We start from the raw sequence: 18730 nt of genomic DNA on the forward strand, positions 1-18730 counted from the left end.
CACACATCAGACAAGAACAGGTAGCCACGCGATGGAAGCATTCGAACGACAGATCAGGGCCTTTGCCGCCGACATGGACCACGAATTGAAGGCGGGCAACCTCAGCTTTCCCACGGTGTTCGACCTTTCCCTGCGCATCAAGAAGATCGCCGACGATCCGAACTCCTCGCTCGAGAACATCGCCGAACTGGTACGCGCCGAACCCCTGCTCAGCGCGAAAGTCCTGCGCATGGCGAACTCCCTTCTGCTGAACCCCTACCAGAAGGAAATCACCAGCGTCGCCAGCGCAATCTCGCGCATCGGCCTGTCCACGCTGCGCTGTCTTGCCTACGCGGTCGCCGCCGACCAGTTGGCGCGCGACCATCGCTCGCCCCGGATGCGCCTGATCGCCTCGGGCCTGTGGGTGCATTCGATCGACGTCGCCTCGTGGGCCTATGCCTTCTCGCGCCACCTGTCGCAGGGCAACGCCGACACCGCACTGCTGGCCGGGCTGATGGTCAATATCGGCCAGTTCTACCTGCTGGCCAAGGCGGCGGACTACCCGGCGCTCGAGAACGACACTGCACGCTTCGCCGAATTCGTCATGCTGTGGGACGAGCCGATCAAGCGCGCAGTGCTCGAGGCCTTCGAGCTTCCGGGCGACATCGTCCAGGCGGTGGACCTGAATGCCGAGGGCCCGACCGAGTGGCCGCCGCGCACGCTGGACGATGTCGTTTTCCTGGCCACGCTGGCGGCGCAGACACCCGATCCCTTCGCCGACCTGCTCGGCATGCGGCGCAGACCCGAACTGCTCGACGCCAGCCTGGGCAACGACGGCCTGCGCGAACTCGATTCGATGATCGAAGCAGCAAACGCGACACGCAAGGACATGCTCGCAGCGGTCAGCGGCTGACGCCACGCCAGCGCCATCGCTCCCGGCTGGCTCCCCTCCGCGCCAGCCTGTCCCTGCAGGCTCTCTTACCCGGCCCGCAGCGCGGCGGCGACTGCGCCGGCCGCGGCCCGGACCGCGTCGTTCGCTTGCGGAAAGAGTTTCCCCAGCGTGATGAAACCGTGGACCATGCCATCCACCTGCAGGTAGTCCACCTCGCAGCCTTCCTCGCGCAGGCGGCCGGCGAAAGCGGCGCAGTCGTCGACCAGGGGGTCGAACTCCGCCGCGATCAGCATCGCCGGCGGCAGCCCGGCAAGCGAGGCGGCGCGCATCGGCGAGGCACGCCAGTCCTCGGTATTGCCATCGGGCAGATAGTGCTCGAAGAACCACTGCAAGGTGCCGAAATCGAGAAAATAGCCTTCGCCATAGTTCTGCCGCGAAAGCCGTTTACTGAGGATTTCGGTGGATGGATAGATCAGCAGCAGGAAGCGCGGCCCGATCCCGGCGTCGCGCAGTGACAGCGCGGTGACGATCGAGAGGTTGCCGCCCGCGCTGTCGCCTCCCAGGGCGATGCGCCCGGCATCGATACCCAGCAGACCGGCATGCTGCACTGCCCAGTCGAAAGCCAGCGCGGCATCTTCGAGTGCAGCCGGAAAAGGATGCTCGGGCGCCAGCCGGTATTCGACCGACAGCACCGCGCAGCCCGAGACATTCGCGAATTGGCGGCACAGCACGTCATAGCTCGCGACGTCGCCGACGCACCAGCCGCCGCCGTGGAAATAGATCAGCAGCGGCAGCACGTCCCGCGGCGAGCTGGACAGCGGGCGATACAGCCGCGACAGCAAGGCGCTGCCGTCGGCACGCGCCATCGGCACTTCGGTGGTCGACGCCACGGCCGGCGCTTCCGGCCGGAAGGCGAACTGCAGCTTCTGGAAGGAGTGCCTGGCCTGGGCGGGCGACAGCTCGTGGAATTTCGGCGCGCCGACACGATAGGCCATGTCGAGCAGGGAACGGGCCTCGGGACTCAGGGGCATGGTGTTCTACATGGCGCGGCGAGTGCGCCGTCAGCGGATTCGGGGCCGCAATTCTAGCTGCTCGCTCCGTTCAGCGGCACATGCGCGCATTACCGCACGCCATGTGTTGGCCGAACGAAGCGTAAAATACTTCATCATCCACTGGAGATCGCCGCATGACGAAAGACCATGACAACGCAGCCTTCCGCGACCCCGGCCCGGACAGCGATCAGCCACAACTCCAGGCCGAACCGAAAGTGAAATCGAAGCCGAAATCCGCTCCGCAGTCGCGATCGGCATCCGGATCCCGGGCGAAACGCAGCACCCGCAGCGGAGACATCGCTCCGGATCTGAGCCCGGAAGGCATCGAGAACTTCGAAGTCGACCAGGCCGTGGCAGGCGCGCAGGATTCCAAGCTGGTCGCGCTCACCGACATCCTGCAGCGCGAAACCCGCGCCGCTCCCGCCAGAGCCGCACAGGCACTCGAAGCGATCCTCGCCGGCGCCTCGCCCGACGACGTCCATATGCTGCGCCGCGCGCTGATGAAGACCGATGCGAAGCTCGGCAATGGCGACCTGCATCCCGACGACGAGCTTGCCGAGGACTGGCGCAGCGGGGGCTATCCCTACCGCAATCTGATGTCGCGCAAGGCCTACGAAAAGCAGAAGTACCGCCTCCAGGTGGAGCTGCTGAAGCTGCAGGCCTGGGTCAAGGAAACCGGCCAGCGCGTCGTGATCCTGTTCGAGGGCCGCGACGCCGCCGGCAAGGGCGGCACCATCAAGCGCTTCATGGAGCACCTCAACCCTCGCGGCGCGCACGTCGTCGCACTGGAAAAGCCGACCGAAACCGAGCGTGGCCAGTGGTACTTCCAGCGCTACATCCAGCACCTGCCCACGGCGGGTGAAATCGCGCTGTTCGACCGCTCGTGGTACAACCGCGCCGGCGTCGAGCGCGTGATGGGCTTCTGTACGCCCGACGAGTACAACGAGTTCATGCGCCAGGTGCCGGAGTTCGAGCGCAACCTGGTGCGCAGCGGCATCCACCTGATCAAGTTCTGGTTCTCGGTCAGCCGCGAGGAGCAGCGCCGCCGCTTCAGGGAGCGCGAAAACCATCCGCTGAAGCAGTGGAAACTGTCGCCGATCGACCTCGCCTCGCTCGACAAGTGGGACGACTACACCAAGGCCAAGGAAGCGATGTTCTTCTACACCGACACCGCCGATGCGCCATGGACGGTGGTGAAGTCCGACTGCAAGAAGCGCGCGCGCCTCAACGCGCTGCGCTACGTGCTGCACAAGATGCCTTACGCCAACAAGGACATCAGCCTCATCAAGCCGCTCGACCCGCTGCTGGTCGGCCGCGCCAACGTGGTGTACGAGCGCGGCGAGAAGGAAGGCGTGCCGTTGCTGTAGGCGCCGGATTGCCGGACGCAAGCGGGCGGGAGCGGGTTTCCCCGCTCCCGCCCGCCGCATGGCGCCTGCCGCGGTTTCAGCCGCCGGAGCAGCCGCAGCCGTTGCCGCCGCCGCAGCTTCCCGCACCCGCCACAGCGGCCGGCGCAGCTTCGGCGGCCGCACCGAGCTGGATGCGGAAATCGATCACGATGTTGCCCGGCTCGCGGGCGACGTAGTCGATCGCCACCTGGTTGCCGTAGCGCTGCTGGATCTGGTTGAGCAGCGGCAGCGGGTCGTGATCGTTCACGAAGCGCATCGTCTCACCGTCCTCCAGCGACTCGAGAGCGCCGAAGATGGCGGCATGGCGAAAGCGTTTGGCGACGCCACGGGCGTCGAAAGGGTGGACGGCATTGTCGAACATGGCAGAGATTCCTTCGATTCGGATTCCGGACTTTGGCTTCGCTTGCGGCCGGTCACGCAGTGACGCGAATGCTAAGGGACAGCCCCTGCCGGAAACCTTGAGGCAGAACAAGAAATCGGCCTGCATGCGCCATGCGCCGCAGCCGTAACTCCCTGGCAGCAGACCTGCTAAAGTTCCATCGGACAAATCAGACAAGCCCGAAGTAGGCCACCCCAGGAGATTCTTCCATGCTCGCTCGACTCACCCGCCGCGCTCCCGCCATCCTGATCCTCAGTGCCAGCCTCGCTCTGGGCGGCTGCGGCTACAACGATTTCCAGCGCCTGGACGAACAGACCAAGTCGGCCTGGGCCGAAGTCCTGAACCAGTACCAGCGCCGTGCCGACCTGATTCCCAACCTGGTCGAGACGGTCAAGGGCGAAGCCAGCTTCGAGCAGGAAACCCTCAGCCGCGTCATCGAAGCGCGTTCGCGCGCCACCGCCATCCAGGTCACACCCGAAATGATGAACGACCCGCAGGCGATGGAACGCTTCCAGCAGGCCCAGGGTCAGCTCGGCAGCGCCCTGTCGCGGTTGCTCGCGGTATCGGAAAACTACCCCAACCTGAAAGCCAACCAGGGCTTCCAGGACTTGCGCGTGCAGCTCGAAGGCACGGAAAACCGCGTCACCGTCGCGCGCAACAAGTACATCGACGCAGTGCAGCAGTACAACGTGCTGGCACGCAGCTTCCCGACCAACCTGACGGCGATGATCTTCAGCTATTCGCCCAAGGCCAGCTTCAGCGTCGCCAACGAAGCCGAAATCTCCAGCCCGCCGACGGTCGACTTCGGCAGCTCCGGCCAGGGCAGCAAGTGACAGCCGGATGGCGACCATGACGAGGCAACAATGACAACAGGCGCCCGGCAACCCGGCCGACCCATGCGCTTCCCGGCAGCACGGCCTGCCGCGCCCGGCTGGCGGCCTCTTGTCTACCTGCTGCTTCTTGCCCTGCTGGTCCTGGCCTGGCCTGGCGCCGTTCAGGCACAGCAACTGCAGCCGGTACCGGAACTCACCGCCCGGGTCATCGACCACAGCGGAACGCTCGACAGTGCGCAGCAACAGGCGCTGGAACAGAAGCTCGCCCGCTTCGAGGCCGAGCGCGGCAGCCAGATCGTCGTCCTGCTCGTGCCCACCACGGCGCCGGAAGACATCGCCGCCTATGCCTGGCGCGTCGCCGACACCTGGAAGATCGGCCGCCGCGAAATCGGCGACGGCATCCTGCTGGTGGTGGCCAGGAACGACCGCCGCGTGCGGATCGAAGTCGCGCGCGCGCTCGAAGGCGCGGTGCCGGATCTCGCCGCCCATCAGATCATCGACCGGCTGATCACCCCTGCTTTCCGCCAGGGCGATTTCGCCGCCGGCATCGATGCCGGCGTCGACGGACTGATGGCGCGGATTCGCGGCGAAGACCTGCCCCTCCCCGCTCCCGCCGGACGCGGCAATGGTGCGCCCGCGCTGGAAGATCTCGCCGTCCTGCTGTTCATCGCCGTGCCGCTGGCAGGCTCGTTCCTGACCGGCATGTTCGGCCGCAAGCTCGGCGCGGTGGCGACCGGCGGCGTGACCGGCTTCGTCGTCAAGCTGCTCACCGGCAGCCTGGCGATCGGCATCCTTGGCGGCATCGCGGCGCTGGTGTTCGTGATCGTGCTCGGCATCGGCGGTGGGGGCCGGGGTGGCGGCGGCTTCCACCGCGGCGGCGGGCCAATCATCTGGGGGGGCGGCCCTAGCCGGGGCGGCCGGAGTGGCGGTTTCGGCTCGGGCGGAGGCTTCGGCTCGGGTGGCGGCGGCAGTTTCGGCGGCGGCGGCGCCTCGGGGAGATGGTGAATGAACAGGCTCACACGGCTGCTTCGCCACCTGTGGCTGGATGCCGACGACGCCCAGCGCGCCATCGGCGGCGATGCGCTCGCCCGGCTCGAGGCCCGCATCACCGAAAGCGAATCCGCACATACCGGGCAGATCTGCCTGTGCATCGAAGCCAGCCTGCCGCTGCGCTACCTGTGGCGAACGATCCGGCATGGCGAACCGATCGGCGAAGTGCTGCGCGATCGTGCCCTGACCACCTTCGGCAAGCAGCGAGTCTGGGACACCGAGCACGACAACGGTGTGCTGATCTACCTGTCGCTCGCCGAGCACCACCTCGAAATCCTTGCCGACCGTGGGCTTGCGCGCCATGTCCCGGACACGGACTGGCAGGCCGTGATCCAGGAATCCAGCACGAGTCTGCGCGCCGGACGCCTGGAAGAAGGGCTCACCCACGCATTGGAGGGCGTCCACGCCCGGCTCGCGCGACACTTCCCGGCGGCAGGCGGTGATCGTGCCTCCAGGGAGAACTCGCTCCCCGATCATCCGGTTCTGCGCTGAATCCTCCCCCGCTTCGCTGCCCCGTTCCGCGCGGAGCATCATTTTGCGCCTGTTGCTGCAGTGCAACATTTTCAGGAGTTTTGCATTTCCGTCTCGAGAATTGCGAGGTTCCGAGGCATCGCCTGTGCTATTGTCCTCATCGAGGCGGGGGAAGCTGGACAGTAGCGCGGTCCGGACTCTGATTGCTCCGGGAGGGCGACGAGACGCCTCGCGAAATTCCAGACAACCATATCGCGAGTGGAGATGACTTATGGCCAGCAAGCAAGATCAATTCAACGAGCTGCAGAAGAAGAACCTCGAGGCCGCGATGCGCCTTGCCCAGCTCTCCATCGAGAACTCGCAGCGCATCATGGAAATCCAGGTCACCACCGCCAAGACCCTGTTCGAGGAAGGCGTGGAAAACGCCAAGGCCCAATCCACGGCCAAGGACCCGAAGGCGTTGATGGACCTGCGTACCCAGTACGCGCAGAACACCACCGAGAAGATGCTGGCTTGTGCGCGCGAAATCGCCGAGATCACCGCCACCACCCAGGCCGCCTTCGGCAAGCTGGTCGGTGAGCAACTGACCAGCGGCAGCCAGGACATGTTCGAAGCCATGCAGAAGATGTTCAAGGGCATGCCGATCTCGGATCAGAACGCCCTGGGCGCCATGCAGACCGCCATGGACACCACCCGCGCCGCTTTCGAGCAGATGACGCGTGCCTCGACCGAAGCTTTCCAGGCCTTCACCCAGCAGCCCAAGGGCCGCAAGTAACATCGTTCGACAGGCAAAGACCGCACAACGACGAAAACGGCGCCTCATCGGCGCCGTTTCCCGTTTACCCGATCTGCTTACCGCCCGGCCTCCGTTGCGGAGGCCTCACCCTTGTTTCCCGGCCTCGCTCCAGCGTGCCGCCGCCGAATCGTCGCTGTCGCGCGCCTCGACCCAGCGGGCGCCTGCCGGCGTTTCCTCGCGCTTCCAGAACGGCGCGCGGGTCTTCAGGTAGTCCATGATGAATTCGCAGGCGGCGAAGGCGTCGCCGCGATGGGCACTGGCGACGCCGACGAAGACGATGCGATCGCCCGGCTCCAGCCGGCCGACGCGGTGGATGACGCGCACATCCAGCAGCGCCCAGCGCTGTTGCGCCTGTTCGACGATCTCGCCCAGCGCCTTTTCGGTCATGCCCGGATAGTGTTCCAGTGTCATCGCCGAGACGCCGCTGCCATCATTGGCATCCCGCACCAGACCGACGAAGTTCGCCAGCGCGCCGACATCCCGGCGGCCGGCACTCAAGGCCGCGAGTTCGGCGCCCGGATCGAAATCCGCTTCCTGCACGCTGATGCTGGCGAGCACGATTCAGCCTCCCGTCACCGGCGGGAAGAACGCGACTTCGTCGCCCGCCGCCACCAGCGCATCGGCCCCCACCATGCGCTGGTTGAGCGCCGCGCGCACGTTGCGCCCTTCGGCCAGCGCCTGCCAGCCCTCGCCGCGAGCGGCAAGGTGGACGCGCAGATCGCCCACCGTTGCCACACCTGCCGGCAGTTCGAACTCTTCGTCCGTACGGCCCACGGCTTCACGCAGGCTGGCGAAATACAGCACTTTCATCGTTTTGATCCTCAATGCAGCAGATCGGCATAGGGCAGGAAACGGACAATCTCCCCCCTGGCCACGGCCTTGCCGGCCGGAATGTCCACCAGGCCGTTGGCCCACACCGTCGAGTTGAGCGCCGACGAAGCCTGGTTCCGGAACAGTTCGATCCCGCCCTGCGCATTCATGCGCGCGCGCAGGAACTCGCGCCGGCGGTCGGGTTTCGGCCAGTCGAAATCGGCCCGGAGCATCAGCGACTGCGGCAGCACCTCGCCCGCGCCCTGGCTGGCCAGCACGAAGGGGCGAACCATCATCAGGAAGGTCACGAAGCTCGATACCGGGTTGCCCGGCAGGCCGATGAAGGCCGCGCCATGCACCCGGCCGTAGGCCAGCGGCTTGCCCGGCTTCATCGCGATCCTCCACAGGTCCAGGCTGCCTTCGGCTTCGACTGCAGGCTTGACGTGGTCCTCTTCGCCCACCGACACGCCGCCGCTGCTCAGGATCAGATCGTGGCCCTCGGCAGCCCGCCGCAGCGCCTCGCGGGTGGCGGCGAGGCGGTCCGGGATGATGCCGAAATCCTCGACCTCACAGCCCAGGCCGGCAAGCAGATTGCGCAGCATGAAACGGTTCGAATTGTAGATGGCACCCGGCGGCAACGGTTCACCCGGCATCACCAGTTCGCTGCCGGTGGAGAACAGCGCGACTTTCAGGCGCCGATACACCGGTAGCTGCGCCGCGCCGACCGATGCGGCCAGCGCCAGCGCCTGGGGTGTCAGGCGCAAGCCCGCCGGCAGCACTTCGGCACCGGCGGCGACGTCGTGGCCCCGGCGGCGCACGAATTCGCCGACGGCCGGAACGGTGTTGATGACGACGTGTTCGCCTTCGTGTTCGCACAACTCCTGCATCACCACCGCATCGGCACCTTCGGGCAAGGGCGCGCCGGTGAAGATGCGCGCAGCGGTACCCGGCTGCAGCGCATGGCCGACGCTGCCCGCCGGAATGCGCTGGCTCACCGGAAGGCGGGTGCCTGCGACGGGCACGTCGGCTGCACGTACTGCGTAGCCATCCATTGCGGAGTTGTCCATCGGCGGTTGGTCGATGGTCGAATGCAGCGCCGCCGCCAGCACCCGGCCGGCGGCCATCATGGTGTCGACGGTTTCGATCTCACGCACCGGACGGACGAAACCGAGCAGCCTTTCATGGGCTTCGTCGAAGGAGAGGATGTTGCCGTTCATTGCAGGTCCAGATGATCCAGGATGAAGCCGGCGATGACGGCCGGCTCGTTGAGCGGGAGCAGCGGCAGCGGGCAGTCGACACCGATCTCAGCGGCCGGCACGTCGCTGGCCACCGCAACCACATGCGGGTTTTCCGGCCACAGCGGCGGCTTGCCGTGCGCCGGGCGATGGATTTCCAGCTTGGGCACCGCGGCGGCCTTGTAGCCTTCGATCAGCACCAGATCGCAGGGTTCGAGCAGGCGGAGCTGCTCGTCCAGCGTCGGCTCGGGCGCACCGCGCAGTTCGTGCATCAGCACCCAGCGATCATTGGACAGCATCAGCACCTGGGTCGCCCCTGCCTCGCGGTGGCGCCACGAATCCTTGCCTGGCCTGTCGAGGTCGAAGCCGTGGTGGGCATGCTTGATCACCGACACGCGCAGGCCGCGCGCGGTGAATTCGGGAATCAGCCGTTCGACCAGAGTGGTCTTTCCCGAGCCGGACCAGCCGGCAAAACCGAATACTTTCATCGAGGACAAAAAAGGCCCGCCCGCCGCGTTTGACAAAGCGAAAGGATACCAAACAAAGCGCTCCCTCTTCTTTCCGGGGGCCGGCACGGAGACCATGGCGATCGTTTTGCTACCATGAAACCCCCATGCCATCGTCGAGCGCGGAGGAAACTGATGAAATTGCCGCACGCCCATGAATCCAAGCTTTCCTTGCGAATCGTTGCAGCATTCGTGCTGCCCGCCATCATGTTCCTCCTGCCATCGAGTGCCCGCAGCGAGCAAACCTGGGTGCCGCAGCACAGCGGAACATCGAATGAACTCCATTCGGTCAGCTTCACCCCCGACGGCCGGTCTGGCTGGGCCGTGGGATTCGGCGGAACCATTCTCGCCACGACCGACGGCGGGCAGACCTGGGTGGCGCAACGAAGTGGCACGCCGAACGAACTACGCGCGCTCAGCATCGCACAGGATGGCCGCTCCGCCTGGGCAGTGGGCTTCGGCGGCACAATTCTCAGCAGATAGAGTGGATCGAATTCGAAGAAACCGTTCGGCAGAGCGACCCCAGCATGCTCAATCCCCCGCCTTTGGCGGCGGCAGCGTTTCCAGGAAGGCCACTGCCTCGTCCTCGATGCGCGTGCGCCGCATCGGCGGCAGGCTGCGCCAGACGACCTTGCCGTAGGACTTGTCGATCATGCGCGGGTCGCACACGCACAGCACGCCGCAGTCGCGCTCGCTGCGGATCAGGCGGCCGGCGCCCTGCTTCATGTTGATGACGGTGCGCGGCAACTGGTGGTGGATGAAGGGGCTGAGCCCCTGCTTCTGCATGTGCTCGACGCGCGCGGCCAGCACCGGATCGTCGGGCGAGGCGAAAGGCAGCTTGTCGATGACCACCAGCGACAGCGCATCGCCCGGCACGTCCACGCCTTCCCAGAAGCTCTGGCTGGCGACCAGCACCGCGTTGCCGAGGCGGCGGAAGCGCTCCAGCAGCTCGGTGCGCGAACCTTCGCCCTGCAGCAGCACCGGCAGTTCGTCGCCGCTCTGCTGCAGGCCGTCGACGATCAGTTCGTGAATGCGGCGCATCGCGCGCAGCGAGGTGCACAGCACGAAAGCGCGCCCTTGCGCCGCGCGGATCAGCGGCAGGGCGACGCGGGCGACGCGCTCGGTATAGTCGGGCGAGTTCGGGTCCGGCATCCCTGCCGGCGCGTACAGCAGTGCCTGCTCGCCGTAGTCGAAGGGGCTGCCCCACACCGACGTCATCGGCGGCGGATCCATCCAGGCCAGGCCGAGTTCGCGGCAGTAGTGGCCGAAATCCGCCTTGCCGACCGCGAGCGTGGCCGAGGTGAATATCCACGCGCGCGGATGGCCTTCGAGCTGGCGCTTGAACACGTCCGACACATGCAGCGGCGTGCCGTTGAGAGCCAGCGACTGGCTGAAGACTTCGACCCAGCGGATCAGTTCCTTGTCTTCCGGGTTGCGCCAGCGCGCGAGGCGTTCGATCATTTCCTCGCTGCGGCGCAGGCAGTTGGCCAGGCCTTCGGAGCGTTCGGCCTGGGTTTCGAGCACGGCGTGGAATTCACTCAGGGCTTTTTCCAGCGCCTCGACCTGGGCGTCGAAACCTTCGCGCTCAGCAGCCTGCGCGGCGGACAGGCGTACGCCGTCGTTGCCGAACACCAGGCGCAGGTCGCGCGCGGCCTTTTCCAGATTGCGGCTCTGGTCGATCATCGCCACGCAATCGCGCGCCGCGGCCACCGTCTCGGAGCGGGTGTCGCGCGCCAGCTCCAGCACCTGGGCGGTCGACACGCTCTCGCCGAAGAACAGGCTGGCCGTCTCGGGCAACTGGTGGGCCTCGTCGAAGATCACCGCATTGCAGGCCGGCAGCAGTTCGCCCATGCCTTCGTCGCGCAGCATCACGTCGGCGAAGAACAGGTGGTGGTTGACGACGACGACGTCCGCTTCCATCGCGTTGCGCCGCGCCTGCATGACGAAGCACTCTTCCTTGTTCGGACAGTCCTGGCCCAGGCAGTTGTCGCGGGTCGAAGTCGCCGCCAGCCAGGCCATCGAATCTTCACGCACGTCGGTGCATTCGGCCTTGTCGCCGCTCTGCGTGATCTGGGCGAAACGCGCGATGGCGCGCAGGTCGGCCGCGTCCTGCGGGGTCAGAAAGCGGCCGTCGCGGGCATTGCGGTCGAGATGGTAGTGGCAGACGTAGTTCGCCCTGCCCTTCAGCAGCGCGATCGACACCGGCACTTTCAGCGCCGCGCGCACGGTCGGCAGGTCGCGGTTGAAAAGCTGGTCCTGCAGCGTCTTGGTGCCGGTGGAGACGATGACCTTGCCGCCCGCCAGCAGCGCCGGCGCGAGATAGGCAAAGGTCTTGCCGGTGCCGGTACCGGCTTCCGCCACCAGTACGCGATGGGCGCGGATCGCCTCGGCGATCTGCTGCGCCATCTCGATCTGCTGCGGGCGGGCGCGGAAACCGGGGATCGCAGCCGCGAGCGGTCCCGATTCGGCAAACACCGCGGCGATGTCGGTCACACTGCCTCCCACGGATTGATGGTGTCCAGCTCGGCGGCCTGAAAAGGGCTGGTGTCGCACGTTGCGACTGCCAGGCCATGCACTGCGGCCGTGGCGGCAATGTGGCCGTCCGCCTCGCCGATGGCCTTGCCCGCGGCCCTCGCCCGCGCCATCAGGTCGGAATAGGCTCGCGAAGCATCCAGATCGAAGGGCAGCACACGGCCCGCGAAAACCGGCAGCACCTCATGTTCCAGGCGCTGCTGGTAGACCGTGCGGCGCTTGCCCTCGGGCATCGTTGCAATGCCGTAGCACAACTCGGCCACCGTGATGGCGGACAGATAGAGCGTTTCGACAGCCTGTGCATCGATCCACGCCAACACCTTCGGATTCGGCTCGATCTTCCACAATTCGGAAATGACGCTCGTATCGACGACGATCATTCGAAGCTCATCGGCTCGGCCGGCGTCCTGTCACGAAGCTGATTGAAATGCTCGGCTTCGGCATCCGTCAGGCCACCCGCCTCGCGGGCGATGGAGACCAGCAGGGAACCGAGCCTGACGCGCTCGGGCGGTCGGGCTGCGGCTTCCAGGATTTCGCGGATTTCGGCCTCGGTGCTGCGGCCATGTTGGGCGGCCCGTACGCGAAGCGCGCGATGCACTTCATCCGGCAGATTTCTTACCGTCACCGTGGCCATGTCGTCTTGTCCTATGAATCGCTTTCAATGCTGTCAACTTATCCGAATAGACATCATCTTTCAATGAGCGGAGAGATTGCGCGCCACGAGCCATCACATTTCCGTCATGTCCGCTCTGTACGATCCGGCGAGTCGGAAATGTGACAGAAACGTACTTGCAACAATGACTCGGGAGACGGCATGCAATGGCTTGGCAACCACCGCGGATGGACTGCAGTGGTGGAATCGGCCTGGCTGCCCGCGCTGGCCTGGCTGCTGTCGCTGGGCCTGGTCGCCTGGCTCGCGGCCGGCGCATTCTGGGCGTGGCGGGACACGCCGCCGCTCATTGCCCTGCCCCAGCACGACGCCGACCCACGCTCGGTGGCGGCGAAGATCATGCGCCATGCCGGCGGCGCGCCATCCGCATCCGCGGCCGCTGCAACACAGGCCGCCGCACCACCATTCACGCTGGTCGGCCTGGCGACCGGCTTCGGCAGCGAGCGTGGCTTCGCCCTGTTCGAGACGGTCGATGGCCAGCGCCGTGCCGTGCTTGCCGGCGACGGCACGGCAGAGGGCTGGACGCTGATCGCGATCCGGCCGGACCGCGTCGTGCTCGAACGCGCCGGACGGACTGTCGAGCTCGCCCTTGCCGAAGCGCGCAGCCCGGACTCCTCCGACGAGGCCCCGTCCAGGCCATGAACTCCGGATACCTACACGCCCTGAATCCTTCTTCCCCGATGACGATGCCTTCCTGTCCGCCGACGCCTTGTCCGCCTGGCCATGCTCATGCGCTGTCACCGGCACCGCGCAATGCACAGGCGATCAGCACTGCCGCAGGGCGCGCCACCACAGGGCACACCGCCAGACGCTCGGCAATCGGGCGCTGGCTGCGCGCATGCTGTTTGTGTGCCCTGTCGCTGCACGCCGCCGCGGCCTGGCCGCAGGCTGCCGGCGAACCGGTCTCGCTCAATTTCCAGAACGCCGACATCGACGACGTGATCCATGCGATCGGACGCCTGACCGGGCACAACTTCCTGCTCGATCCGCGCGTCAAGGGCAAGCTCAACATCGTCACCAACACCCCGATCGCGCGCGAACTCAGCTATCCCATCCTGCTGTCGGCGCTGCGCCTGCAGGGCTTCACCGCGGTGGAAGGCGAAGGCGTGATCAAGATCGTGCCCGAAGCCGATGCCAAGCAGCACGCCGCGCCGGTGTCCGCCGCCCGCCGTGGCAGCCAAGGAGCCCGCGGCGACCGCCTGGTGACCCAGGTCTTCCCGCTCAAGTTCGAATCCGCCGCGCAGATGGTCGGCGTCGTGCGGCCGCTGGTGTCGCCCAACAATAGCGTCACCGCCTTCGCCTCGAACAATACCCTGGTGGTCACCGACTACGCATCGAACATCGAGCAGATCGCCGCGGTGATCTCCTCCATCGACGTCAGCCAGAGCGATGTCGCGGTGTTCGAGCTGCAGCACGCCGCGGCGATCGATCTCGCCCCCATCCTGACCCGGCTGCTGGGCGAACAGACTGGCGGCGGCCAGCAAGGCGGACCGGACGCACCGCGCATCATGGCCGAGCCGCGCAGCAACGCGCTGCTGCTGCGGGTGGACAACCCCAGCCGCCTCAGTTCGATCCGCCAGTTGATCGCCTCGCTCGACCGCCCCGGCGCCGGCGCCAACATCCACGTCGTCTATCTGCGCAACGCCGACGCCCGCCAGGTCGCCGCGACGCTGAACGCCGCGCTCGCCGGCGAGGCGCGCACCGGCACGGACGGCGCAAGCGGCACCACGCCGCTGACGCGCACCATGGCCACCGAAGCAGATGGCGGCCTCGCCACCGGCGCAGGCCTGGCAGCGGCCGCCGGCCAGCGCAGCGCCCCGCTCCAGGGCGAAAATTCCGGCGCGGTGCAGGCCGACCCGATCAACAACGCGCTGATCATCAATGCGCCGGATGCGATCTACCGCAACCTGCGCCAGGTCATCGACCAGCTCGACCGCCGCCGTGCGCAGGTCTATATCGAAGCGCTGATCGCCGAGATCTCGACCGAACGCGCCGCAGAATTCGGCCTGCAATGGATCGGCGCCGGCTCGAGCGGCAGCGGCAGCAACGCCGTCGGCATCATCGGCGGCACCGCCTTCGGCAGCGGCGGCAACAACCTGCTGCAGTTGATCGGCAGCACCGCCAATGGCGGCACGCCCAGCCTGCCCGGCAACGGCCTCAACATCGCCATCGGCGGCGGCAGGGTCAACATCCCCGGCATCGGCGAAGTGTTCAGCCTCGGCGTGCTGGCGCGCTTCCTCGAGAACGAGGTCAGCGCCAACATCCTGTCCACGCCGAACATCGTCACGCTGGACAACGAGGAAGCCAAGATCGTCGTCGGCCGCAACCTGCCCTTCGTCACCGGCCAATACACCAACACCGGCGGCGGCACGACGCCGGCCAATCCCTTCCAGACCATCGAGCGCCGCGACGTCGGCCTCACGCTGCAGGTGCGGCCGCAGATCTCCGAAGGCGGTTCGATCCGGCTGCAGATCTACCAGGAAGCCTCGGCGTTGCTCGGCAGCGCCGAGGCCGCCAACGGCCCGGTCACCACCAAGCGTTCGATCGAATCGATGGTGCTGGTCGATGACGGTTCGATCATCGCCCTTGGCGGCCTGGTCGAGGACAGCTATTCCGGCGGCGAGGAAAAAGTGCCGGTGCTCGGCGACCTGCCCGTCGCCGGCAGCCTGTTCCGCTACAGCACGCGCAAGCGCAGCAAGACCAACCTGGTGGTGTTCCTGCGCCCGGTGATCCTGCGCGACCGCGACAGCCATGCCGCGCTGAGCCAGTCGCGCTACGACTACGTGATCGGCCAGCAGCGCGCGAGCGCCTCGGCCGATGATCTGATGCGCGGCGAGCCGGCGCCCCCCGAACTGCCGCCGATCGTCGAGGCGCGGATCACACCCGTGGCCGAACTGCTGATTCGCTCCGCACCGACCGGCAGCGCCAGCGCGGACGGACAGCCATGAGCAGCGCCGCCCCGCTGCCCTACGGCTTCGCCCGCAGCCACGGCGTGCTGGTCCGCGCCCTGCATGCCGACCATGCCGAAGTCGTGCTGCGCGAGGATGCCGGCCTCGGCGCGCTCGCAGAGGCGCGGCGCGTGCTCGCGCGGCCGCTGAAACTCCACACCTTCGCCCGCGCGCAGTTCGACGCCCAACTTGCCGAGACCTACGGCAACGGCGAACGCAACGCCGCAGACATCGTCGCCGACGTCGGCCAGGAAGTCGATCTCGAGCAATTGATGACCGAGATGCCGGCAGTCGAGGACCTGCTCGACAGCCAGGACGACGCCCCGATCATCCGCATGATCAACGCGCTGCTGGCACAGGCGGTGCGCGACCGCGCCTCGGACGTGCACATCGAACCCTACGAGCAGGCCTCGGTGGTGCGGCTGCGCCGCGACGGCGTGCTGCAGGACATCGCCCGCCCGCACCGCGGCCTGCATGCGGCGATGGCCTCGCGCATCAAGATCATGGCCAATCTCGACATCGCCGAAAAGCGCCTGCCGCAGGATGGCCGCATCGGCCTGCGCCTGGCCGGCAGGCAGATCGACGTGCGGGTATCGACGCTGCCGACCACCCACGGCGAACGTCTGGTGCTGCGCCTGCTGGACAAGTCCGCCGGCCAGCTCGGCCTCGACGCCCTCGGCATGGATGGCGACACCGAAGCCGCCTTCCAGGATCTGCTCGCCCAGCCGCACGGCATCCTGCTGGTGACCGGCCCCACCGGCTCGGGCAAGAGCACCACGCTGTACGCCGCGCTGCGCACGCTCGACGCCAGCCGCCTGAACATCGTCACCGTCGAGGATCCGGTCGAATTCGATCTGCCGGGCGTCGGCCAGATCCAGGTCAACCCGCGCATCGAGCTCGATTTCGCCCGCGCGCTGCGCGCCATCCTGCGCCAGGACCCGGACGTGATCATGATCGGCGAGATCCGCGACCTGGAGACCGCGCGCATCGCGGTGCAGGCCAGCCTGACCGGCCACCTGGTGCTGGCGACGCTGCACACCAACGACGCCCCGTCGGCGGTGACACGCCTGATCGACATGGGTGTCGAGCCCTTCCTGCTCGCCTCCACGCTGCGCGGCGTGCTGGCCCAGCGCCTGGTGCGCAAGCTGTGCCCGGCGTGCAGGACACCGGACACGCTGGCCGCCGCTGCCGCCAACGGCCTCGACGACGCGCCGGCACGCTGGCGCGCGCAAGGCTGCAGCCAATGCGGCAGCAGCGGCTACCGCGGCCGCATCGGCATCTACGAACTGATGCGGGTCGACGGCGAACTCGAGGCGCTGATCCACGACGGCCGCCAGGAAGCCGAACTGCGCCGCGCCGCACGCGCTGCCGGCGCGCGCTCGCTGGTGGACGACGGCATGCGCCACGTGCGCGCCGGCACCACCTCGCTCGACGAACTGCAGCGCGTGATGCGCGACTGAGGGGAACTCAGGCATGGCCGCATTCCAGTACCGCGCCCTCGACGGCTCAGGCCGCGAGCAGCGTGGCGTCATCGAAGCCGAGAGCCCGCGCGCCGCACGCGCCGCGCTGCGCGAACGCGGCCTCGCGCCGCTGGAAGCCGACCCGGTCGGCAGCGGCACGACCACCAGTTCCAGGGGCGCCCGCCTGCCGGCCGCCGAACTGACGCTGCTGTCGCGCCAGTGGGCCACGCTGCTGGCATCCGGTCTCACCGCCGAACATGCACTGGCGGCGCTGATCGAGCAGGCCGAACAGGAATCGGCACGGCGGATCCTGGCCGGCGTGCGCAGCGAGATCGTCGCCGGCCACAGCCTCAGCGCCGCACTCGAACGCTTCCCCAAGGCCTTTCCGCCGCTGTACCGCGCCTCGGTCGCCGCCGGCGAGCGCTCCGGCGAATTGCCGCGGGTGATGATGCAACTGGCCGACCATCTCGAACAAAGCGAGGCGCTGCGGCGCAAGACGCTGCAGGCGCTGATCTACCCGGTGCTGGTCGCCATCGTCGCGCTGGCGATCGTCATCGCGCTGATGGTCTGGGTCGTGCCGCAGGTGGTCGGCGTGTTCGAGCAGGGCCGCCAGAGCCTGCCGCCGCTGACGCGGATCATGATCGCGTTGTCCGCCTTCATCCAGCACCACGGCGCGCTGCTCGCCGCCGCCGTGGGCGGCTTCGGTCTCGCCTTCGCCGCCGCACTGCGCAAGCCCGCCTTCCGCCTGCGCGTCGACCGCCTGCTGCTGCGCCTGCCGCTGATCGGCCGCCACCTGCGCACGCTCGACGCCGCCCGCTTCGCCAGCACCCTGTCCATCCTCGTCGGCAGCGGCGTGCCGCTGCTGGCCGCGCTCGAAGCCGGTGGCCGCGTGGTCCAGCGCATCCCGCTGCGCCAGGCGGTCGCCAGCGCCGCCGGCAGGGTGCGCGAAGGCGTCGGCCTGTCGCGCGCCCTGGCCGCGACCCGCGCCTTCCCGCCGCTGTTGCTGCACATGATCGCCAACGGCGAAGCCACCGGCCAGATCGCACCGCTGCTCGACAAGGCCGCCCGCCTGCAGCAGCAGGAGCTCGAATCCCGCACCGCGACGCTGACCAGCCTGATCGAACCCGCCCTGCTGCTGTTGATGGGCGCGGTCGTGCTGCTGATCGTGCTCGCGGTGATGCAGCCGATCATCGAAATCAACACCTTGATGAGGTAAGCATGTCCACCATCCCAAGCCCTGCCGCCCATTCAGCCCCGCGTCACTCTTCGGCACTGCGTTTCCGCCGTCCGCAACTGCCGCGCGGCTTCACGCTGATCGAAGTCATGATCGTGACCGTCATCCTCGGCGTGCTCGCCGCGCTGGTGGTGCCGCGGGTCATGAGCCGGCCGGACGAGGCGCGCGTGGTCGCCGCCCGCCAGGACATTGCCTCGCTGATGCAGGCGCTGAAGCTCTACAAGCTCGACAACCGCCGCTACCCGAGCACCGAACAAGGGCTGAACGCGCTGGTCCTGCGGCCGACCATCGCACCGCTGCCGGACAACTGGAAACCCTACGTCGAGCGCCTGCCGGCCGACCCCTGGGGCAATCCCTACCAGTACCTCAACCCCGGCATCAACGGCGAGGTCGACGTCATGAGCCTGGGCGCGGACGGCCGCAGCGGCGGCGAAGGCTTCGATGCCGACATCGGCTCCTGGCAACCCTGAGCACGCC

General features: G+C 67.5%; 21 protein-coding genes. 12 read left to right on the forward strand and 9 right to left on the reverse strand.

The window, feature by feature from the left end:
* Nucleotides 1-31 precede the first annotated feature (31 nt).
* Entirely contained in the window at nt 32-892 is an 861-nt protein-coding gene (locus TBU01S_RS10360; RefSeq protein ID WP_068636566.1) for an HDOD domain-containing protein, read from the forward strand.
* A gap of 65 nt (nt 893-957) precedes the next feature.
* Here the strand turns inward: TBU01S_RS10360 and TBU01S_RS10365 are convergent, their stop codons facing one another.
* Nucleotides 958-1902 (reverse strand): alpha/beta hydrolase, encoded by a 945-nt coding sequence (locus TBU01S_RS10365; protein ID WP_083953560.1) that lies wholly within the window; start codon nt 1900-1902, stop codon nt 958-960.
* Between the two features lie 155 nt (nt 1903-2057).
* On the opposite strand from TBU01S_RS10365, the gene ppk2 reads away from it, so the two are divergent.
* On the forward strand, nt 2058-3290 hold the full coding sequence (gene ppk2 / locus TBU01S_RS10370; protein ID WP_369404202.1) for a polyphosphate kinase 2: 1233 nt from the start codon (nt 2058-2060) through the stop codon (nt 3288-3290).
* A 76-nt stretch (nt 3291-3366) separates the two neighbouring features.
* Here the strand turns inward: ppk2 and TBU01S_RS10375 are convergent, their stop codons facing one another.
* Nucleotides 3367-3690: a DUF2249 domain-containing protein gene (locus tag TBU01S_RS10375; RefSeq protein WP_068636567.1), complete on the reverse strand. Its 324-nt coding sequence runs from the start codon at nt 3688-3690 to the stop codon at nt 3367-3369.
* A 227-nt stretch (nt 3691-3917) separates the two neighbouring features.
* On the opposite strand from TBU01S_RS10375, the gene TBU01S_RS10380 reads away from it, so the two are divergent.
* The 4 genes from TBU01S_RS10380 (at nt 3918) to TBU01S_RS10395 (ending at nt 6837) form a co-directional block, all read left to right on the forward strand.
* The gene (locus TBU01S_RS10380) at nt 3918-4541 is read left to right on the forward strand and encodes a LemA family protein (RefSeq protein WP_068636568.1); all 624 of its coding nucleotides are present in this window, start codon (nt 3918-3920) and stop codon (nt 4539-4541) included.
* A gap of 63 nt (nt 4542-4604) precedes the next feature.
* Nucleotides 4605-5546 carry a TPM domain-containing protein gene (locus TBU01S_RS10385; protein WP_068636569.1) on the forward strand — a complete coding sequence of 314 codons (942 nt, stop codon included), beginning with the start codon at nt 4605-4607 and terminating at the stop codon, nt 5544-5546.
* Entirely contained in the window at nt 5547-6083 is a 537-nt protein-coding gene (locus TBU01S_RS10390) for a TPM domain-containing protein (RefSeq protein WP_068636570.1), read from the forward strand. It begins immediately after the preceding gene.
* A gap of 250 nt (nt 6084-6333) precedes the next feature.
* Nucleotides 6334-6837 (forward strand): phasin family protein, encoded by a 504-nt coding sequence (locus TBU01S_RS10395; RefSeq protein ID WP_068636571.1) that lies wholly within the window; start codon nt 6334-6336, stop codon nt 6835-6837.
* Between the two features lie 105 nt (nt 6838-6942).
* Here the strand turns inward: TBU01S_RS10395 and moaE are convergent, their stop codons facing one another.
* The 4 genes from moaE to mobB are packed head-to-tail and all read right to left on the reverse strand — an operon-like array spanning nt 6943 to nt 9391.
* Nucleotides 6943-7416 (reverse strand): molybdopterin synthase catalytic subunit MoaE, encoded by a 474-nt coding sequence (gene moaE / locus TBU01S_RS10400; protein WP_245650893.1) that lies wholly within the window; start codon nt 7414-7416, stop codon nt 6943-6945.
* Nucleotides 7417-7419: 3 nt separating this feature from the next.
* Complete coding sequence (moaD, locus tag TBU01S_RS10405) at nt 7420-7668, reverse strand: molybdopterin converting factor subunit 1 (RefSeq protein WP_068636573.1); 249 nt, start codon at nt 7666-7668, stop codon at nt 7420-7422.
* Nucleotides 7669-7679: 11 nt separating this feature from the next.
* The gene (locus tag TBU01S_RS10410; protein WP_068636574.1) at nt 7680-8885 is read right to left on the reverse strand and encodes a molybdopterin molybdotransferase MoeA; all 1206 of its coding nucleotides are present in this window, start codon (nt 8883-8885) and stop codon (nt 7680-7682) included.
* Nucleotides 8882-9391 (reverse strand): molybdopterin-guanine dinucleotide biosynthesis protein B, encoded by a 510-nt coding sequence (gene mobB, locus TBU01S_RS10415; protein WP_068636575.1) that lies wholly within the window; start codon nt 9389-9391, stop codon nt 8882-8884. The genes TBU01S_RS10410 and mobB overlap by 4 nt, the downstream gene beginning before the upstream one ends.
* 153 nt (nt 9392-9544) lie before the next feature.
* Here mobB and TBU01S_RS10420 point away from each other — a divergent pair, with 153 nt between their 5' ends.
* The gene (locus TBU01S_RS10420; RefSeq protein ID WP_068636576.1) at nt 9545-9892 is read left to right on the forward strand and encodes a WD40/YVTN/BNR-like repeat-containing protein; all 348 of its coding nucleotides are present in this window, start codon (nt 9545-9547) and stop codon (nt 9890-9892) included.
* A 48-nt stretch (nt 9893-9940) separates the two neighbouring features.
* Here TBU01S_RS10420 and yoaA read toward each other — a convergent pair whose 3' ends face one another.
* From yoaA to TBU01S_RS10435, 3 genes are read right to left on the reverse strand one after another with little or no spacing between them, the layout of a single operon-like run.
* On the reverse strand, nt 9941-11902 hold the full coding sequence (yoaA, locus tag TBU01S_RS10425) for a DNA repair helicase YoaA (RefSeq protein ID WP_068636577.1): 1962 nt from the start codon (nt 11900-11902) through the stop codon (nt 9941-9943).
* Nucleotides 11899-12321 carry a type II toxin-antitoxin system VapC family toxin gene (locus TBU01S_RS10430; RefSeq protein ID WP_068636578.1) on the reverse strand — a complete coding sequence of 141 codons (423 nt, stop codon included), beginning with the start codon at nt 12319-12321 and terminating at the stop codon, nt 11899-11901. Before TBU01S_RS10430 ends, yoaA begins: the two co-directional genes overlap by 4 nt.
* Complete coding sequence (locus tag TBU01S_RS10435) at nt 12318-12575, reverse strand: FitA-like ribbon-helix-helix domain-containing protein (RefSeq protein ID WP_068636579.1); 258 nt, start codon at nt 12573-12575, stop codon at nt 12318-12320. Before TBU01S_RS10435 ends, TBU01S_RS10430 begins: the two co-directional genes overlap by 4 nt.
* A gap of 180 nt (nt 12576-12755) precedes the next feature.
* On the opposite strand from TBU01S_RS10435, the gene TBU01S_RS10440 reads away from it, so the two are divergent.
* The 5 genes from TBU01S_RS10440 to gspG are packed head-to-tail and all read left to right on the forward strand — an operon-like array spanning nt 12756 to nt 18723.
* The gene (locus tag TBU01S_RS10440) at nt 12756-13253 is read left to right on the forward strand and encodes a type II secretion system protein N (RefSeq protein WP_068636580.1); all 498 of its coding nucleotides are present in this window, start codon (nt 12756-12758) and stop codon (nt 13251-13253) included.
* A 38-nt stretch (nt 13254-13291) separates the two neighbouring features.
* On the forward strand, nt 13292-15559 hold the full coding sequence (gene gspD, locus TBU01S_RS10445) for a type II secretion system secretin GspD (RefSeq protein ID WP_083953561.1): 2268 nt from the start codon (nt 13292-13294) through the stop codon (nt 15557-15559).
* A complete protein-coding gene (gspE, locus tag TBU01S_RS10450) occupies nt 15556-17019 on the forward strand; it encodes a type II secretion system ATPase GspE (protein WP_068636581.1) in 1464 nt (487 codons plus the stop codon). The genes gspD and gspE overlap by 4 nt, the downstream gene beginning before the upstream one ends.
* Before the next feature lie 13 nt (nt 17020-17032).
* Complete coding sequence (gspF, locus tag TBU01S_RS10455; protein WP_068636582.1) at nt 17033-18235, forward strand: type II secretion system inner membrane protein GspF; 1203 nt, start codon at nt 17033-17035, stop codon at nt 18233-18235.
* Between the two features lie 2 nt (nt 18236-18237).
* Nucleotides 18238-18723: a type II secretion system major pseudopilin GspG gene (gene gspG, locus TBU01S_RS10460; RefSeq protein ID WP_169802964.1), complete on the forward strand. Its 486-nt coding sequence runs from the start codon at nt 18238-18240 to the stop codon at nt 18721-18723.
* The last annotated feature ends 7 nt before the right edge of the window (nt 18724-18730 follow it).

Source organism: Thauera butanivorans NBRC 103042, from assembly GCF_001591165.1.
In the GTDB taxonomy this organism is placed as follows: domain Bacteria; phylum Pseudomonadota; class Gammaproteobacteria; order Burkholderiales; family Rhodocyclaceae; genus Thauera; species Thauera butanivorans.

Excerpts from the sequence above, each read along its gene's own strand:
- TBU01S_RS10360 (WP_068636566.1), top strand. The coding sequence starts at position 32 with ATGGAAGCATTCGAACGACAGATCAGGGCCTTTGCCGCCGACATGGAC.
- TBU01S_RS10365 (WP_083953560.1), bottom strand. The coding sequence starts at position 1,902 with ATGCCCCTGAGTCCCGAGGCCCGTTCCCTGCTCGACATGGCCTATCGT.
- ppk2 (WP_369404202.1), top strand. The coding sequence starts at position 2,058 with ATGACGAAAGACCATGACAACGCAGCCTTCCGCGACCCCGGCCCGGAC.
- TBU01S_RS10375 (WP_068636567.1), bottom strand. The coding sequence starts at position 3,690 with ATGTTCGACAATGCCGTCCACCCTTTCGACGCCCGTGGCGTCGCCAAA.
- TBU01S_RS10380 (WP_068636568.1), top strand. The coding sequence starts at position 3,918 with ATGCTCGCTCGACTCACCCGCCGCGCTCCCGCCATCCTGATCCTCAGT.
- TBU01S_RS10385 (WP_068636569.1), top strand. The coding sequence starts at position 4,605 with ATGCGCTTCCCGGCAGCACGGCCTGCCGCGCCCGGCTGGCGGCCTCTT.
- TBU01S_RS10390 (WP_068636570.1), top strand. The coding sequence starts at position 5,547 with ATGAACAGGCTCACACGGCTGCTTCGCCACCTGTGGCTGGATGCCGAC.
- TBU01S_RS10395 (WP_068636571.1), top strand. The coding sequence starts at position 6,334 with ATGGCCAGCAAGCAAGATCAATTCAACGAGCTGCAGAAGAAGAACCTC.
- moaD (WP_068636573.1), bottom strand. The coding sequence starts at position 7,668 with ATGAAAGTGCTGTATTTCGCCAGCCTGCGTGAAGCCGTGGGCCGTACG.
- TBU01S_RS10410 (WP_068636574.1), bottom strand. The coding sequence starts at position 8,885 with ATGAACGGCAACATCCTCTCCTTCGACGAAGCCCATGAAAGGCTGCTC.
- mobB (WP_068636575.1), bottom strand. The coding sequence starts at position 9,391 with ATGAAAGTATTCGGTTTTGCCGGCTGGTCCGGCTCGGGAAAGACCACT.
- TBU01S_RS10420 (WP_068636576.1), top strand. The coding sequence starts at position 9,545 with ATGAAATTGCCGCACGCCCATGAATCCAAGCTTTCCTTGCGAATCGTT.
- TBU01S_RS10430 (WP_068636578.1), bottom strand. The coding sequence starts at position 12,321 with ATGATCGTCGTCGATACGAGCGTCATTTCCGAATTGTGGAAGATCGAG.
- TBU01S_RS10435 (WP_068636579.1), bottom strand. The coding sequence starts at position 12,575 with ATGGCCACGGTGACGGTAAGAAATCTGCCGGATGAAGTGCATCGCGCG.
- TBU01S_RS10440 (WP_068636580.1), top strand. The coding sequence starts at position 12,756 with ATGCAATGGCTTGGCAACCACCGCGGATGGACTGCAGTGGTGGAATCG.
- gspD (WP_083953561.1), top strand. The coding sequence starts at position 13,292 with ATGACGATGCCTTCCTGTCCGCCGACGCCTTGTCCGCCTGGCCATGCT.
- gspE (WP_068636581.1), top strand. The coding sequence starts at position 15,556 with ATGAGCAGCGCCGCCCCGCTGCCCTACGGCTTCGCCCGCAGCCACGGC.
- gspF (WP_068636582.1), top strand. The coding sequence starts at position 17,033 with ATGGCCGCATTCCAGTACCGCGCCCTCGACGGCTCAGGCCGCGAGCAG.
- gspG (WP_169802964.1), top strand. The coding sequence starts at position 18,238 with ATGTCCACCATCCCAAGCCCTGCCGCCCATTCAGCCCCGCGTCACTCT.